The sequence below is a fragment of the Nonomuraea fuscirosea genome (assembly GCF_035917475.1).
In the GTDB taxonomy this organism is placed as follows: Bacteria; Actinomycetota; Actinomycetes; order Streptosporangiales; family Streptosporangiaceae; genus Nonomuraea; species Nonomuraea fuscirosea.
In genome coordinates this window covers 4337243-4352918 of record NZ_CP109074.1, presented here as the reverse complement: position 1 = coordinate 4352918, position 15676 = coordinate 4337243, and the positions used below count along the sequence as shown (strand labels likewise).

The 15676-nt window shown below is 69.6% G+C and carries 17 protein-coding genes and 1 pseudogene; 8 read left to right on the top strand and 10 right to left on the bottom strand.

The window, feature by feature from the left end; translation table 11 throughout:
- Nucleotides 1-8: 8 nt before the first annotated feature.
- On the bottom strand, nucleotides 9-668 hold the full coding sequence (locus OIE67_RS19890; protein WP_326642445.1) for a recombinase family protein: 660 nt from the start codon (nucleotides 666-668) through the stop codon (nucleotides 9-11).
- A 278-nt stretch (nucleotides 669-946) separates the two neighbouring features.
- The gene (locus OIE67_RS19885) at nucleotides 947-1438 is read right to left on the bottom strand and encodes a TetR/AcrR family transcriptional regulator (protein ID WP_326642443.1); all 492 of its coding nucleotides are present in this window, start codon (nucleotides 1436-1438) and stop codon (nucleotides 947-949) included.
- 84 nt (nucleotides 1439-1522) lie between these two features.
- On the opposite strand from OIE67_RS19885, the gene OIE67_RS19880 reads away from it, so the two are divergent.
- Both OIE67_RS19880 and OIE67_RS19875 read left to right on the top strand, forming a co-directional pair.
- Nucleotides 1523-2596, top strand: coding sequence for an FAD-dependent monooxygenase (locus OIE67_RS19880; protein ID WP_326642441.1), 1074 nt, complete (start codon nucleotides 1523-1525; stop codon nucleotides 2594-2596).
- Between the two features lie 886 nt (nucleotides 2597-3482).
- Entirely contained in the window at nucleotides 3483-5237 is a 1755-nt protein-coding gene (locus OIE67_RS19875) for a reverse transcriptase domain-containing protein (RefSeq protein WP_326642439.1), read from the top strand.
- Here OIE67_RS19875 and OIE67_RS19870 read toward each other — a convergent pair.
- Nucleotides 5220-5495 (bottom strand): NmrA family NAD(P)-binding protein, encoded by a 276-nt coding sequence (locus OIE67_RS19870; RefSeq protein WP_326645407.1) that lies wholly within the window; start codon nucleotides 5493-5495, stop codon nucleotides 5220-5222. The genes OIE67_RS19875 and OIE67_RS19870 overlap by 18 nt on opposite strands.
- Before the next feature lie 71 nt (nucleotides 5496-5566).
- Here OIE67_RS19870 and OIE67_RS19865 point away from each other — a divergent pair, with 71 nt between their 5' ends.
- Together OIE67_RS19865 and OIE67_RS19860 are read left to right on the top strand one after the other, a co-directional pair.
- Nucleotides 5567-5872 carry a Clp protease/crotonase-like domain-containing protein gene (locus OIE67_RS19865; protein ID WP_326642437.1) on the top strand — a complete coding sequence of 102 codons (306 nt, stop codon included), beginning with the start codon at nucleotides 5567-5569 and terminating at the stop codon, nucleotides 5870-5872.
- Nucleotides 5873-6160: 288 nt separating this feature from the next.
- Nucleotides 6161-7612: an amidase gene (locus tag OIE67_RS19860; protein ID WP_326642434.1), complete on the top strand. Its 1452-nt coding sequence runs from the start codon at nucleotides 6161-6163 to the stop codon at nucleotides 7610-7612.
- A 53-nt stretch (nucleotides 7613-7665) separates the two neighbouring features.
- Here the strand turns inward: OIE67_RS19860 and OIE67_RS19855 are convergent, their stop codons facing one another.
- Nucleotides 7666-8340, bottom strand: a complete 675-nt coding sequence (locus OIE67_RS19855; RefSeq protein WP_326642432.1) for an SDR family NAD(P)-dependent oxidoreductase — start codon at nucleotides 8338-8340, stop codon at nucleotides 7666-7668.
- Between the two features lie 317 nt (nucleotides 8341-8657).
- Here OIE67_RS19855 and OIE67_RS19850 point away from each other — a divergent pair, with 317 nt between their 5' ends.
- Nucleotides 8658-9059, top strand: a complete 402-nt coding sequence (locus OIE67_RS19850) for a winged helix-turn-helix transcriptional regulator (protein ID WP_326642430.1) — start codon at nucleotides 8658-8660, stop codon at nucleotides 9057-9059.
- A 61-nt stretch (nucleotides 9060-9120) separates the two neighbouring features.
- On the opposite strand, the gene OIE67_RS19845 is transcribed toward OIE67_RS19850, so the two are convergent.
- Nucleotides 9121-10059, bottom strand: a complete 939-nt coding sequence (locus OIE67_RS19845; protein ID WP_326642427.1) for an NADP-dependent oxidoreductase — start codon at nucleotides 10057-10059, stop codon at nucleotides 9121-9123.
- Between the two features lie 111 nt (nucleotides 10060-10170).
- On the opposite strand from OIE67_RS19845, the gene OIE67_RS19840 reads away from it, so the two are divergent.
- On the top strand, nucleotides 10171-10581 hold the full coding sequence (locus OIE67_RS19840; RefSeq protein ID WP_106240026.1) for a winged helix-turn-helix transcriptional regulator: 411 nt from the start codon (nucleotides 10171-10173) through the stop codon (nucleotides 10579-10581).
- Between the two features lie 71 nt (nucleotides 10582-10652).
- Here the strand turns inward: OIE67_RS19840 and OIE67_RS19835 are convergent, their stop codons facing one another.
- The 5 genes from OIE67_RS19835 to OIE67_RS19815 all read right to left on the bottom strand — a co-directional run bounded on the left by OIE67_RS19835 (nucleotide 10653) and on the right by OIE67_RS19815 (nucleotide 14517).
- On the bottom strand, nucleotides 10653-11351 hold the full coding sequence (locus OIE67_RS19835; RefSeq protein WP_326642424.1) for an SDR family oxidoreductase: 699 nt from the start codon (nucleotides 11349-11351) through the stop codon (nucleotides 10653-10655).
- A gap of 32 nt (nucleotides 11352-11383) precedes the next feature.
- Nucleotides 11384-12157 (bottom strand): NADPH-dependent F420 reductase, encoded by a 774-nt coding sequence (locus tag OIE67_RS19830; RefSeq protein ID WP_326642422.1) that lies wholly within the window; start codon nucleotides 12155-12157, stop codon nucleotides 11384-11386.
- Complete coding sequence (locus OIE67_RS19825) at nucleotides 12154-13197, bottom strand: LLM class flavin-dependent oxidoreductase (protein ID WP_326642420.1); 1044 nt, start codon at nucleotides 13195-13197, stop codon at nucleotides 12154-12156. The genes OIE67_RS19830 and OIE67_RS19825 overlap by 4 nt, the downstream gene beginning before the upstream one ends.
- Nucleotides 13198-13275: 78 nt before the next feature.
- The gene (locus OIE67_RS19820; RefSeq protein ID WP_326642418.1) at nucleotides 13276-13839 is read right to left on the bottom strand and encodes an NADPH-dependent FMN reductase; all 564 of its coding nucleotides are present in this window, start codon (nucleotides 13837-13839) and stop codon (nucleotides 13276-13278) included.
- Nucleotides 13840-14094: 255 nt separating this feature from the next.
- Nucleotides 14095-14517, bottom strand: coding sequence for a winged helix-turn-helix transcriptional regulator (locus OIE67_RS19815; protein ID WP_326642415.1), 423 nt, complete (start codon nucleotides 14515-14517; stop codon nucleotides 14095-14097).
- A gap of 534 nt (nucleotides 14518-15051) precedes the next feature.
- Between OIE67_RS19815 and OIE67_RS19810 the strand changes: the two genes are divergently transcribed.
- On the top strand, nucleotides 15052-15294 hold the full coding sequence (locus tag OIE67_RS19810) for a hypothetical protein (RefSeq protein WP_326642413.1): 243 nt from the start codon (nucleotides 15052-15054) through the stop codon (nucleotides 15292-15294).
- Between the two features lie 52 nt (nucleotides 15295-15346).
- A pseudogene (locus tag OIE67_RS55495) lies at nucleotides 15347-15664 on the top strand (alpha/beta fold hydrolase); the annotation flags it as partial.
- Between the last annotated feature and the right edge of the window lie 12 nt (nucleotides 15665-15676).

The following is a 15676-nucleotide window of genomic DNA, read 5'->3' as shown; positions in this document are numbered from 1 at the left end:
CCCTCCGATCACGCCGATGGCCGAGGCAGGACGCCCTGGCCGGGGAGCAGGTCGGCCAGGGCGGTTCGTACGGCCGCCCGGCTCACCCCATGAGCCCGTGCCAAGGCCGCAATCGAGGCGCCCTCGTGGAAGGCCGCCCGTACGTCCTCGCGCCGGTCACCGTCCAGCGCGGGTGGCCGGCCGCGGTAGCGGCCTTCGGCCTCGGCTGCGGCGATCCCCTCGACGGTCAGCTCGTTCTGGATGTCGCGCTGGAACTGCCCGACCGCAGTGATCACGTTGATGAGCAGTGCGGTGGTGGCGTCGTTGGCCGCGAGGTCATGGAAGTTCGACAGCGGTCCGGACAGGACGCGCAGGGCGATGCCGCGGGCCTGGCACCAGTCGCGCACGGCGTGGATGTCGATCAGGTCGCGGCACAGCCGGAACAGCTCCGAGACCGTCAGGACGTCGCCGGGGTGCGCGGCGGCGGCGACCTTCGCGAACGCGGGCCGCTCCAGCGCCGGGATCTTCGACGTTGTCGCCGGGTCCTCGAACAGCAGCACCCCTTCGGCCGGGCGGAACCCTTCGGCGACGCCTTCGGTCCGGATGAGGAGTCCGGCCTCGGTGAGGATGTGCCGCTGCCGCAGCAGGGACTGTGTGGCGGTGGACGAGCGGGAGTAGACGATCCGCACCGGCGGTTCCTCGGATGGGGGACGGGAGCCCACTTCTACCTGTCGGGAAATCCTGTCGTCAATTCGAGCTCGAAAACACCCATCCGAGGCGGCGTTTTGTGTCGCGAAGTCTCATTTTCCGGGCCGCGGGGAGCTGTTTCGGCGGGGTGTCGGGAAATCTTCTAATCCCGACACCCTCACGAAGGTGCCGCAGCGAGATCACGACTACTTCGAGACAGGGGATACCTCGGGAGCGGAGCGCTCATGTCAGCTCATCCGGCTCCCACAGGTTGGCCTTGTCAGGGTTGGGTGGCGAGTGATCGGAGTTCCGCGATCACGTCCGCGCCGGCGGGCGCGTGGTCCGGGTCCAGCAGCCACTGCATCATCAGTCCGGTCAGCAGGGCGAGCGGGACTGAGCCGCCGAGCCCTTCCCGTCCCTCGCGCTGCCCTCTGGCGAGGTGTTCGCGCACCTCCGGTGACCGTTCCGCCTGCACCGCGGCCTCGAGCTGCGCCACCCACAACGCCCGGTGGGTGGTGAAGCTGTCGATCAGGGCCTGCCAGCGCTGCTCCGGCTCGTCCGAGGGGGTGCGGCGGGCGAGTTCGTCGCTGAGTTCGTCGACCGCTTCCACCAGGGCCTGGGTGAGCAGGGCGTCCTTGGAGCCGAAGTGGTAGCCGATGGCGGCATGGCTCACTCCGGCGGCCGAGGCGATGTCCCGGACGGTCGTGCGAGCCCACCCGCGTTCGATCAGGCACCGCTTGGCTCCGGCCAGCAGATCCTCTCGGTTTCCCATGCCGTGCAGCATAGCCGACGGTTTGACCATTCGGTTCATCCAAATGGTTTGACCAGATGGACAAATCGGCTTACCGTCACGCCCATGACCAAGACGAAAGTTCTGATCTCAGGCGCGAGCGTGGCCGGACCCACCCTCGCCTTCTTCCTGAACCGCGACGGGTACGAGGTGACCGTGGTCGAGCGCGCGCCCGAGCTTCGCGACAGCGGCTACGCGGTGGACTTCCGCGGCGAGGCGTTCGACGTGCTGGAGGAACTGGGCGTCCTCGCCGAGATGCGCGGGCACGACATGAAGATGCGCGGCACCACCTTGCTGGACGACAAGGGCGTGGAAACCGGACGGCTGCCCGCCGAGGTCTTCGCCGGCGAACTGGAGGTGCCGAAGCAGGAGCTGACCCGGATCCTTCACCGCATCACCGCCGAGGACGTGACCTACGTGTTCGGCGATTCGATCAGCGCCTTGACCCAGCACGGGTCGGGCGTCGTGGTCGAGTTCGAGCGTGGCACCGCCGGCGAGTTCGACCTGGTGATCGGAGCGGACGGTGTCTATTCCAAGGTGCGGCAACTGGCCTTCGGCCCGCACGCCGATGCGCTGCGCCACCTGGGCCTGTCCGGAGTCGGCTTCAGCACCTCCAACCACCTTGGCCTGGAGCGTAGCGGCCTGCTGCAGCAAGGCCCCGGCGCGGCGCTCTATCTGTTCAGCTCCGGCGCACCGGACCGCCTGACAGTCAGCTTCTCCTTCGCCACCGCCTCGCCCGCACTCGACCGATGCAGCCGAGACGAGCAGGAGAACGCGGTGCGAGCGGCTTTCGCCGGCTTCGGCGGGGAGGCCCCCCGGCTGCTGGAGGCGATGAGCGAAGCGGACGACTTCTACTTCTCCTCGACCTGCCAGGTCCACCTGGACCACTGGTCGTACGGCCGGATCGCCCTGGTCGGCGACGCGGGCTACTGCGCCGCCCCGACCAGCGGCATGGGCACCTCACAAGCGCTGATCGGCGCCCGAACCCTCGCCCGAGAACTGGCCTCGGTAGTCGGAGGCCACATGACCGCCTTCACCGTCTACGAAGAAGAGCTACGGCCCTACGTCGCCCAGAACCAGGCCGCGGGCCGCCAGGCCGCAACGATGTTCGGCGGCCACGCTGACCTGGCCGATTCATAAGCGGTTCCGGCAATCGCGGGTACCTGGTGGCCACCAGTGTTACCAGCCGGCACCCGCATCAGAACGGCCAGTGACGATAGGACGGTTCCACCGGGGGCTTCTTAACGTCACTGGGCCGAGTTCGGTTGCTGCTCAAGCCCCCGAGAAACCCTGCGAGAGCACTGCGGCGCTATCAAGGGCCTACCTGGCGGCTGGGGACATCTTTGGTTGCGACATGAGGTCGCACGTTGTGAGTGGTCACGAGAAGGGAGGCCCGACGATGTCGGGACCGTGATCCAGGTCAGTGTCTGAGACCTGTCCCTGCTCTGGCGTGCGCTGCGGGTAATCGTGGGGTGCGGAGCCCAGAGGAAAGCCCAAGGGTGCCCGTTCCGTCCGGGGGCCACAGGCGAGGGGAAGGCTGGAAGGGCGAACGACCGTGAATCCTTGCTGATGCCTCGTCATGTCCACACTGCGGGACGGGTTGCTGACCGTGGTGAACAGGGGCCGAGCCGTTGGAAGGCGGCGAACGGCGGCCGGGGACCGAACCCGGACCGTGCAGACACCGTTGCCCTCGGGGTACAGAGGACGCCCGATCCCAGCCGTGTCTCATGCGTGCGGAACATGGAAACTCCGTCGGGGTCCGCTCCAGGTTTGACCTGAGCGGTAGGCCGACCGTGAGGAGAGCTGAACTCCCCGGCGGGAACAGGATGCCCAAGAAGCCAAGGCCGGCGGCCGAAAGGCAGCGGGAGACCGGGACGGCAAGGTCGCTTCCTCCAGCGACGGTCTCGGATAACCGGCCGGATACCGGGCACGGTGCCCGGGCCCGAAAGGGCGCTGACGTGGGCAGGTGAGCCTTTGACGACGAAGCACCGACTCCGCTGGAGCCGAGGGACAAGTTGGACGCCACATGGTGAACGGACCCGAGGATCTGCTGCGCCTGGACGCCGAGAAGTGGGAGACCATCGACTGGCGGGCGCAGGAAGAGCAGGTACGGCGGCTGCGGCGCAGGATCTTCAAGGCGGTTCAGGAGGAGGACTGGCCCAAGGTCAGGAACCTGCAGAAGCTGATGCTGCGCAGCCGGGCCAACACGCTGGTGAGCGTGCGGCAGGTGACGCAGCGCAATGCCGGCCGCAAGACCGCGGGCATCGACGGGGAGGTCGCGCTGACCTCCGAGGCCAGGGCCGGGGTGGCGGTGCGTGTGCACGCCACGATCGGTTCCTGGAAGCCGCGCGCGGTCAGGCGGGTGCACATCCCGAAAGTCAGCAACCCCGCCAAGCTCCGCCCGCTCGGCATTCCGGTGATCATGGACCGATGTCATCAGGCACGGGTCCGTAACGCGCTGGAACCCGAGTGGGAGGCCCGGTTCGAGCCCCGATCGTATGGGTTCCGGCCAGGCCGGAGCTGCCAAGACGCGATCCAGTCCATCTTCCAGGCCACCAGTCAGAAGCTGGCGAAACGGATGTGGGTACTGGATGCGGACCTGGCGGCGGCGTTCGATCGCATCGACCACACCCGGCTTCTGGAGGCCATCGGATCCTTCCCCGCCAGGGACATGATCCGGGACTGGCTGAAGGCCGGGGTGTTCGAGAAGAGCACGGGATTCTCACCGACCGACGAGGGCACCCCTCAAGGCGGCGTGATCTCCCCGTGCCTGCTGAACGTCGCGTTGCACGGGCTGGAAGAAGCCGCCGGGGTCAGCTACCGAACGGACGGCTGCCATGCCGGAGAGACGGTGGCAGGACGCCCGATAGTGGTCCGCTACGCCGACGACATGATCGCCTTGTGCCACTCCAGGCAGCAGGCCGAACAGGTTAAGGCACGCCTTGCCCAGTGGCTGAGACCCAGGGGTCTGGTCTTCAATGAAGATAAGACCCGCATCGTTCACCTCACCCAGGGGTTCGAGTTCCTGGGCGTCCTCATCCGCCGCTATCCCAACGGCAAGACGCTGACCACACCGAGCCCCTCGGCGGTCAGGCGGCTGAAGCTGCGACTCGCGGCCGAAATGCGCAGCCTGCGCGGCTCGAATGCGCAGGCGGTCATCGCCCGGCTCGATCCCATCGCGCGGGGCTGGGCCGCCTACTACCGCAGCATGGTCTCGTCCAAGGTGTTCACCGCCCTGGACAACTACGTATGGAGGCTCACCTTCAAGTGGGCCAAGTGCGGCCATCCGAACAAGCCGAGGCGCTGGATCGTCGACCGGTACTACGGCAAGTTCAACAAGTTCAGGAACGACTGGTGGGTGTTCGGCGACCAGGAGACCGGCGCCTACCTCACCAAGTTCGCCTGGACCCCCATCGTCCGACACATGCTCGTCCTGGGCCGAGCATCCCCCGATGACCCTGCCCTGGCCGAGTACTGGGCCAAACGGCGTGCTCGGGTGAAGCCTCCGCTCGATCGCTACAGCCTCCGCCTGCTCACCAAGCAGGACGGCCGCTGCTCGCTCTACGGAGACCACCTGCTCACGGCGGATCAGCCACCCGAATCGCCTGAACAATGGGCGCGATGGTGGTTGAACGTCGTCCGACGCGCGGTAGCAGCCGACTATCTGACGCACCATGGACGGCCCGGTCCGACCGGCGATGGCCAGACCCGCCTTGTTCACGCCTCCTGCCATCGCGGCCACCTCGCCCGCCTGCGCAGGAGCTCAGCACAGCGCACCTGAACCGCCCTTCGCGGCTTGCTTGAGCCGTGTGCCGCGACGAGTGGCACGCACGGTTCTGAGGGGGCCCCGGTGCAGCAATGCACCGGGGCTACCCGGCGAGCGGAGGGCCTTGCCCTGGTGTACCTCGCGGGCCAGGTTCTCGTGCTCGTAGGCCAGCGCCTGGACGCTGAACACGCCGTACGCGCCGCGCATCGCCTCCCGCAGGGAGCCGGGGTCGTCGAGATCGCCGTGGACCAGTTCGGCGCCCTGGTCGCGCAGTGCCTGGGCGGCCGGCTTGGCTGGATCGCGTACGAGCGCGCGAAAGCGAGGCTCTGCGCAGCCAGCCCCAGGTGACGAGCGTCAAGCTGGCCGGGACGGCGCGTGGCGGCGGGGCCGAGTTCGTCGCGGCGGCCGACATGACGTTCGCGGCGATCGGCCGGGCCGGGCTCGGTCAGATGGAGGTGCTGGCCGGCATCGTGCCCGGTGGCGGCGGCACGCAGTACCCGCTGGAGCGGGCCGGCCGCATGGGCGAGCCGGTTCGCCCGGCCCGCCGCGGCGAAGCTGCTGCGCGGCGCACTCGCGGCCGGCGCTCAGACCCGCGACGGCGAGCGGCGCCTGGAGCACCTGCTGCGCGCGATGGCAGGAGATGGAAATGAGTCATCCCGTTCACTGGACAATTCCCGCGTGATGTGGCCAGTGGTCGAATGAATAGCCTGTGATCGCTGCGAAAGGTGACGGGAGTTGAGACATCTGTCTCGTTGTGCAATGCGGCAATTCATGCCCTTGCCAGTGGCGTCGATTCGCTGATGATGCTTCTGAGCTGGGACGATGCAATGTCTGTGGCAGAACGAGTGGCAGTCGAGACGGTCGTCGGGGCTTTTCTGGCGGATACGGGTGACATATGAAAGGCCGGGTGCCGGCGGCGGGCCGTTACAGTCGCATTCATGGAAAGCGACTTTCGAACGGCTGAGGAACTCGCGACCGCTTTGCGGGCCGGTGAGGTGAGCTCGGCGGAACTGACCGACGACGCGATCGCCCGGATCGAGCGGGACGACAAGGCGATCAACGCGATCTGTGTGCCGGACTTCCCCCGTGCGCGGGCCGCGGCCCGCGCCGCCGACCAGGCGCGTGCCCGTGGCGAGGATCGGCCGCTGCTCGGCATTCCGGTGACGGTCAAGGAGTCGTACAACATCGCCGGGATGACCACGACCTGGGGCATGCCGCCGCACCGGAGCTACCTGCCGCCCGAGGACGCGGTACAGGTGTCGCGGCTCAAGGCCGCGGGCGCGGTGGTGCTCGGCAAGACCAACGTGCCGTTGGGGCTGCAGGACATCCAGACCTTCAACGAGATCTACGGCACCACCAACAACCCGTGGGATCACACTCGCACGCCGGGTGGATCCTCCGGCGGGTCGGCGGCGGCCCTGGCCTGCGGGTTCGGCGCACTGTCCATCGGCTCCGACCTCGCCGGTTCGCTGCGCACTCCGGCGCACTTCTGCGGTGTGTACGCGCACAAACCGACGCTCGGGCTGGCGGCGACGCGCGGCATGGTCGCGCCGTCCGAGCCGGCCCTGCCGGTCGACCTCGACCTCGCCGTCGTCGGACCGATGGCGCGCACCGCCCGCGACCTCGCGCTCCTGCTCGACGTCATGGCCGGGCCCGACCCGCTGACGCTCGGCGTGGCGCACCGCCTGGCTCTGCCGCCGGCCCGCCACGAGCGGCTGCGCGATTTCCGGGTCCTGATCATCGACGAGCACCCGCTCATCGCGACCGGGGCCGCCGTGCGGGCGGGCGTGAACCGGGTGGCCGCCGCGCTCGTCGAGGAGGGGGCCCGCGTCGTCCGGCACAGCCCGCTGCTGCCCGACTTGACCGAAGCCGCGACGCTCTACATGCGGTTGCTGATCTCCGGCTCCACCGCGCGTTTTCCCATCGAAACGGAGGAGCAGCTGCGCACCCGCGTCGCCGAACTGAGCGCGGACGACCAGAGCCTCGACGCCACGCGGCTGCGCGCCATGCTGTCCAGCCACCGTGACTGGATCGAGGCGAACAACCGCCGCGAGGCCCACCGCCACGGGTGGCGGCAGCTGTTCACCGAGTTCGACGCCGTGGTGAGCCCGATCACGCCCACTCCGGCGTTCCCGCACGACCACCACCCCAATCCGCTGGAACGGCGCATCGACATCGACGGCGTCGAGTACCCGTACTTCGACCAGCTCGTCTGGGCCGGCCTGGCCACCATGCCCGGCCTGCCCGCCACCGCCATCCCGGCGGGCCGTTCCCCGGAGGGTCTGCCGGTGGGGGCGCAGCTCATCGGCCCGATGTTCGAGGACCGCACTCCGCTACGGCTGGCCGAACTGCTCGAGCGGAAGATCGGCGGCTTCCAGGCGCCGAGATAGCGCCGAGGACGTGCCGGCGCTGACCGATGACGACGGAGAGCTGGGAGTCGTCGTCATCCGGTGAAGACGCGCTCGGCCTCGTCGCGCTGGACGTGCAGGTCCCAGTAGAGAGGGGCGATCTCCTCGGCCTCCGCGGTCAGGACTCCGGGAGGGCCGCCCGCGCCGATCCACACGCCGATGGCGACGTGCGCGGCCTGGATACCGGTGCCGGACAGCTCCTTGTGCAGGTTGAGCACCCAGTTGCGCAGCGCTCCCTGGGCGGCGTTGACGTTGCCGAGCATCGGAAGGGGGTCGACCGAGCCGCCTCCGTTCGTGTAGAGCAGGGTGCCCGCGCCGGCCGCGCGCATGGCGGGGAGAACGGCCCGGGTGGCGGTGATGGCGCTGTAGAACAGCAGGTCGATCAGTCCCTGCACATTGGACGGGTCGGTCTCGGAGGGGGAGGCGAGGCTCAGGGAGCCGATGCTCGGGGCGGGGGAGTGCTCCAGGACGTCGATGCCGCCGAAGTGCGCGGCGGAGTCCTGGAGAGCCTGGGTCAGCGCGTCGTCGTCGAGCACGTCCGCCGGGAAGGCGGCGGCGGTGACCCCCTCCGCGGTGAGCCGGCCGACGAGGTCGTCGAGCTTGGCCCGGTTGCGGGCGATGAGCGCGACGTCGTAGCCCTTGGAGCCGAAGGTGCGGGCGATGGCGAGGCCCATGCCAGGGCCTGCGCCGACGATGGCGAGTGTAGGCATGATCGATTCACTTTCTTCAGGTGTGCGGCCAGGAGGTCGCGGAGCGGGTTGTCACGGACGGTGAGAGTGGAGCCCTTGGGGAAGTGGCCGGCGAGCGGGAAGGGCCGGTGGATCGTCTCCACGTGCTCGAACCGCTCGACGATCGGCTCCAGGCGCCGGTTGACCAGCCCGTACCTGGGGCCGGCCCCCTCGGGCCAGGGCTCCGACCCGCACAGCATCCCCCTAATTCCTACTATTTGTGCGTAACGTCAACGTAGGCCAGTATGGAATGGCTTACAAAAGGCACATCACTGTGCGTCACGGAGGAAAATGTGCGTATGGAGCACGCGGAAGAATCGGCGGCCGCCGCGAGCCGGGGGCCCTGCGCGGCGATCCCGGCCGGCCAGATGGGCTTCGTTCGCCAGATCCTGGACCGGGTCGGTGACAAGTGGAGCATGCTGATCATCGCGTGCCTGGAGGACGGCACCCTGCGCTACACCGACCTGCAGCGTGATGTCTCCGGGATCTCCCAGCGCATGCTCAGTCACACCCTGCGCCAGCTCCAGCAGGACGGGCTGATCACCCGTACGGCCTACGCGGAGGTCCCGCCCCGCGTGGAGTACACCCTCACCCCTCTCGGCCGCGGCCTGATCGACATCGTCAAACAGCTGATCGGCTGGGTTTCCGAGCACCATGACGAGATCCGCGCCCACCGCGACCGCGCCGCGGCCGGGTCCTGATAGCCGCGAGTGCCCGCTGTCCTTCATGTGCTCGCCCTCATGTCGCCGATTGAGAAGTCCTTCATTGAAGAGTGAGGACGAGGCGACCGCGAAGGCCGCCTTCGGCGAGGCGCCGGTGGGCGTCGGCGACGTGGTCGATGGGCATGGTCTCGGCGACGCGTAGGGTGAGGGAGCCTGCTTCGACCAGCGAGGCAAGCTCGGAGAGGAGGGTGGTGTCAGCCCGGATCCAGTGGTTGAAGACTCGGATGCCGCGCAGCGGAACCGGCGCTCCTCCCGCCACCAGCGCGGCGAAGGCTCCTCCCGACCGGACCGCGTCGAGGGCGGCCGCTCCGACCACGGCAGCGTCCAGTGCCGCGTGCGCACCGCCAGGAACCAGCGAACGGACCGCCTCACCCAGCCGCGCCGTGCGTGGCACGAACAGTTCGGCTCCCAGCTCGCGGACGAGCGGTTCGTCATCGGCCCCGGCGACGGCGACCACCCGGAGCCCGCGCGCGACGGCCAGTTGGACCGCGAAGCCGCCGACAGCGCCGGCCGCCCCGGTCACCAGCAGCGTCTGCCCGGTCTTCAGGTCGAGCCCGTCGAGCGCTTGCGCGGCGGTGAGACCGTTCAGGGGCAGCGTGGCTGCTTGCACAGCCGAGACGCCGGCAGGTGCGGCGGTGACCGCGTCCGCGTCGAGCACGACGTGTTCGGCCTGAGTTCCGAGCGGTACGTCCAGCCGGTCGGACAAGCCGATCACCTGGTCCCCGCACTCGATACCGGTGACCCCTGGACCCGTCTGTTCGACGGTTCCGGCGACATCCCAGCCGATGCCGATCACATCCCGCGCCGGCAGCAAGCCCGCCGTGGCGAGCGCGCCGGACCGAGTGGCCAGATCGACCGGGTTGACCGTCGCGGCCTGGACCCGGATGCGGACCTGCCCTTCTGCGGCGACCGGCATCGGCACGTCCGCGATCCGCAACACCTCAGGTCCGCCGAAAGCGTGGACCACAACGGCGCGCATACGAGCTCCTCCTCATTTCCAGGTTTCCGGACTTGAGGACAACCGTATGGAGAGCTACTCTCCGCTGGGAAGTACGAACTTCGAAGTGCGTACCGAACGGGCAGGAGTGTGATGACCACCCGCACCGCCACTCAGCAGCGTGAGCACGCGCGCGTCGCCTACGACGCCTACCTCGCGACCTGCCCAGCGCGTCAACTTCTCGACCGGATCAGCGACAAATGGGTGAGTCTCCTGCTCACCGCGCTCGCCGACGGCCCGCAGCGGTACAGCAGCCTGTCTCGTACCATCGCCGGTGTCAGCCAGAAGATGCTCACGCAGACCCTGCGCACCCTGGAACGCGATGGCCTGGTCTCCCGCTCCGTCACACCCACCGTCCCCGTACGCGTCGATTACGCCCTCACCCCACTGGGCGTCAGCCTGCTACCCGTGATGCAGGCCATCAAGGACTGGGCCGAAACGCACATCGAACAGGTAACCGTCGCCCGCGACACCTACGACAAGCGCTCTACCTCCCCTGGATAGCCTTGCCGAGCGGTTCTGAGATCTCTCCGGCCTGTCCCTGCTGGACAGCTTTTCCCGGTCAGAGGCCGGGATCAGGAGGTGGACGGGGGCCCGGCCGGCTGTGACAACGCGGCCTTGGCCTTGCGGGTCTTCTCGTCGGCCAGCAGTTCGTACTGACCGGCGAGGAGGGCGTCCATGACCTGCTCGGCCAGGGTGTCGGCGCCGATCTTCGGTGCGTCGACCCAGGCGCTGAGGTCGGTGTCGACGAACCCGACGTGCACTCCGAGCACCAGCGTCCCCTGGGCGTGCAGCGCCTGGCGCAGCGAGTCGGTCAGCGACCACTGCGCGGCCTTCGACGCCGCGTACCCGGGGAAGTCAGGCCGCCCGGCCCAGGAGGCCACCGACAGCACGTTGACCAGGGCTCCGCCGCCGTTGCGGGCCAGGATGGGCGCGAAGGCACGCGAGACGGCCCAGGTACCGAAGTAGTTGACCTCCATCGCCTGGCGGGCGCCCTCGAAGGAGCCCTCCAGCAGCTTGGTGCCCGCGTCGCCGACCCCCGCGTTGTTGATCACGATGGAGACGTCGCCCGCGGCGGCCGCGGCCGCCGCGACGCTCTCCTGGTCGGTGACGTCCAGGCGCAGCGGAACGACGCCGGCGTCCGGCACGTGCGCCGGGACGCGTACGCCGGCGTAGACCTTCGCCGCGCCGTGCTCGACGAGCGCGCGGGCCAGCGCGCGGCCGATCCCGCGGTTCGCGCCCGTCACGAGGGCGACCGATCCTTCGATGTCCATGGTTCTTCTCCGTCGTCCGGCTGGGTTGAGAATCACAACTCAGATGTGGAGGTGAACGTCTCTCTACCTGGGGGACCTTCCCCGCGCCTGGCGTGAAGTACCTCACGTCCGCGCGGCGATGCCGGGAACCGGTCGAGCATGGCGCGCAGCTCAGGGGCGGTGACGTTCGCGCCGAACGGTTCCGTGCCCGGCTCCAGGCGGATGCCCTCGGCGAGCGGCCCGGCGGGCACCGGGTCGAAGCCGAGCGCGTCCACGAGGGCGGCGACGACCGCGACGTCCGCCGGATCGTCGCCGGCGACGGCGATCGCGGCGCGCCCGGGGGCGCCGGCGGGCCGGGCGCCCGCTTCGAGGTCGTGGTAGCCCATGTGGTTGAACGCCTTCACCACCCGGGCCCCTGCCAGGAACGCCTGGACGATCTCGCTGGAGGACGTACGCGGATCGGTGAGGTCCTCGCGCACCCCGTCGATCTCCCACCAGTAGTTCATCGCGTCGATCACCAGCTTGCCCCGCAGCGCCTCGGCGGGCACCTCGCGATGCCGGCCGAGCGGCAGGGCCAGCAGCACGACGTCCGCCTCGGCCGCCGCCCGCGCCGCCGTCACCGCCTCCGCGCCGGGCGTGACGACCTCGACGATCAGCGAGATCCGCGCCGCCTCGCCGGAGCCGGCGATCAGGACGCGGTAGCCGGCCGCGACCGCGAGGCGGGCCAGCACGGTGCCGACCTTGCCGGCCCCGAGAATGCCGACGGTGCGCACGCCGCCGGGTGGGAGGCCGCCTGTCGAGCCACCCGGTTGCACCTGGTCGCTCATTGAGCCACCTGCTCCGGGGCGGCGAGGAGTTCGCGGACGCGCGGGGCGACCTCGCGGCCGAGCAACTCGATCGTGCGGGCGCGGGCCTCGCGCGGCAGGCGCATGATGTCGTACTTGAGATCGAAGCGGCTCAGCCGCAGCTCACGGGCCATCCGGACGATCTTGCGGGCGACCGTCTCCGGCGATCCGACGAAGAGCGCGCCGTGCTCCAGCTCGGCCTCGTAGCGCCGCCGGTCGGGTGCGTAGAAGCCGCGCTCGGCGGCCATCGCCGCGACGACCGGCTGCCAGTACGTCCACCAGGTCTCGATTGCCTCCTCGTCGGTGTCGGCGACAAGGCCCAGCGAGTGCTGGCCGATCGGCAGCTCGGGATGGCCGAAGCGGTCGAGCGCCTGGAGGTAGAGCGCGACGTTGCGGGCGAAGCGCCGGGGTTGCCCGCCGATGATGGCCATCATGAGCGGCAGGCCGTGCCGGGCGGCGCGCACCACGGAGTCCGGGGTGCCGCCCACCCCGATCCAGGTGGGGATGCCGCCGGGCCGCATGCGCGGGTGCGGCCGGTAGTCGGTGACCGGCGACCTGACGGTGCCCGACCAGGTCACCCGCTCCTCGCGTTCGAGCCGCAGGAACAGGTCGAGCTTCTCCTCGAACAACCGCTCATAGCCGGCCAGGTCGTGCCCGAACAGCGCGAACGACTCCGTCGCCGAGGCGCGGCCGAGCACGATCTGGGCCCGGCCGCCGGACACCGCGTCGAGGGTGGCGAACTCGTGGTAGAGCCGGACGGGATCGTTCGTGCTGAGCACGGTCACCGACGTGCCGAGCCTGATGTGCCGCGTGGCGGTGGCCATCGCGGCCAGCAGCACCGGCGTCGCGGAGTCGTTGTGACCCTCCCGGTAGTGCTCGCCGACGCTGAAGACGTCCAGCCCCGCCTGGTCGGCCAGCCGGGCCTCCTCGACGAGCAGCCGCACGGTCTCGGCGTCGCTCAGCTCGCGCCCGCCGTCGGTGGCGATCTCGCCGAACGAGTTGAGCCCCAACTCGAAATGCACGGTTCCTCCTGCTGTGGTGTGGCGAGACGATCGGCGCCGGCCGGGGCGCGGGACGGCGACCCCGGCCGGGCACGGGGATCAGGCGGCCCGGCGCAGCGGGGCCAGGGCGCGGCTCCAGGCGAGGACCTCGTCCAGCATGGTCGTCAGGGCCGCCACCTGGTGCTCGCCGGCCGCGAGCTTGCTGAAGCCCTCGAAGTCGGTGAACAGCGACAGCGTCACGTTGGTGCGCACGTCCGCGAGCTTGAGCTCGCCGCCGATGAGCCGCAGGTGCTCCGCCGCCCGGGCGCCGCCGACGCTGCCGTACGAGACGATGCCGAACGCCTTGTTGTTCCACTCGGCGCTCAGGTAGTCGATCGCGTTCTTCAGCACGCCGGAGGTGGAGTGGTTGTACTCGGGCGTCACCATGACGAAGCCGTCGAAGGAGCTGATCTTGGCCGACCACGCCTTGGTGTGCTCGTTCCGGTACTGCCCGTAGGCCGGGGGCATGGGCTCGTCCAGGTGCGGCAGCGGGTAGTCCAGCAGGTCCACGAGCTCGAAGGCGGCGTCGGAGCGCCGGGAGGCGTGCTCCAGCACCCAGTGCGCCACCTGCTCGCCGTTGCGTCCTGGACGAGTGCTGCCGAGGATGATGCCGATGCGGGTCATCGCGGGTCCTTTCGAAGTTTCCGATATGCGGCGGCCCGGGTGCGGGCACGCCGAAGTAGCCCCGGGACAGGGGGCGAGCGGGAAGCGTCACGGGACGAGGCACGCGGGCACGGGGCGCTGCCCGGAAACGGGAGCCGGGTGCCGGTGACCTCGCAGTACTGACTACAGGCCGCTGATCGGTAACTTCAACTGAACCGAGGTCACATGGAGGGGACCGGCCCGGTGGCCGGCCTCAGTCCACGTCGGTTCGGGTCGTCAGTTCAGGTCGTCGTCTTCGGCGCCGGTGGCCTGGTCGAAGGCGTGGCGATTGGCGCGGATGGTGTTCTGGTTGTCGGCCGTCCATCGAGCGAGCGCCAGCACGGGGTCGGACAGGCTGCGTCCGAACGCGGTGACCTCGTACTCGACCCGGGGCGGGATCTCCGGGTAGGCGACGCGCCTGACCAGCCCGTCGCGTTCCAGGCTGCGCAGTGTCAGCGACAACATGCGGCGGGAGATGCCGGGCGCGGTGCGCAGCAGTTCGGTGAAGCGCATCGGCTTGTCGTCGAGCAGTCCGATGAGGATCAGGCTCCACCGGTCGGCGACCCGGTCGAGGACCGACCGGAGCACGTCGGGGTCGTGGTCGAGGCACATCCGGCCCCGCGAACGCAGCACCCTGTCCGCTTCGCTCTGGTGCGACATGGGGTCCCCCCGTCCGCTGTCACCCGTAAGTGACCAGGTCACGTTGCTGTTACCGGCTGTCGAAGAGTACATCAGTGACGGAAAGCGACATTCCCGAGTTGGCGGACCCGAGCCCCGGTCACCCGTTCGAGAGGAGATCGACCTCGCCCGGCCTGCCTTTCCTGGCTCCGAACGAGTCGATGACCCCGCTGCAGTACCTCCTGCTCGCCGAGGCCGTGCACCGTGGCCAAGGACTTTCTCCCTGCGCTCGACAGTCTCCGATCCGCCCGTCGTCAGTGCGCGAGCCGGCGACGGCTGCCGTCGTCGTCGCGAGCCGGCGACGTTCCTGCTCATCCCCTTCGGGGTCTCGTGGCTTCCCTGGCTGCTGCGCCTGCGCACCGGCGTCGACGTGGTCGCGGCGGGCGGCATGCTCGCGGCCGGTCTGGCCACGTTCGTGGCCGTTCGGTGGGCCGGCCGGCCGGCATTCCGCGCGACACCGCCCTGGCTCCGCTGCGTCCGACTGGCCGGCTCGTCCGCTACTGCGGGATCGCGTTCATGGTTCCGCTCGTCCTCGCCTTCCTCGCTGTCGCGATCGGCGCGCTGGCCGGGGTGTACCCGCTCGACATCGAGAACTTCTCCGGGCTGCATAGCGTGTACGCGCCCGAGACGGCCCACGAGACGGGTGTGCCCGTCGGGCTGATCCTGTCCGCACTCGCGACCGGCTTCGGGCTGTTCGTCCTGCTGTTGCCGCTGGCGTTCTGCGAAGAGTGGGCTTGGCGCGGCTTCCTGCTGGGGTGATTCGTCCACGACGTGGGACGACCTCCAGCGGCGATCGGCCGCTTCCGGGCAGCGTTCGTGCGCCTACGACCGGGCGGGCCACGCCTGGAGCCGGCCGGGTCCGGGTGTCCGGGACGTCTCCGCCGAGGCGGACGACCTCGCGGCCTCACTGCGGAACGCGGGGGAGCGCGGGCCGTACGTGTTCGTGGGGCATTCCTGGGGCGGGCACGTCCTGCGGGTGTTCCGTGCCCGCCGGCCAGCGAGCGTGGCCGGGCTGGTGCTGCTCGACGTCGCGGACGAGCGGAGCGGTGCGAACCCGGCAGCCCTCGCGACGGTCCAGGCGAACGTGTGGTCCTTCCTGGCCGGCGTCGGACTGCTGCGTACGGGAGCGTGGATGACCGAC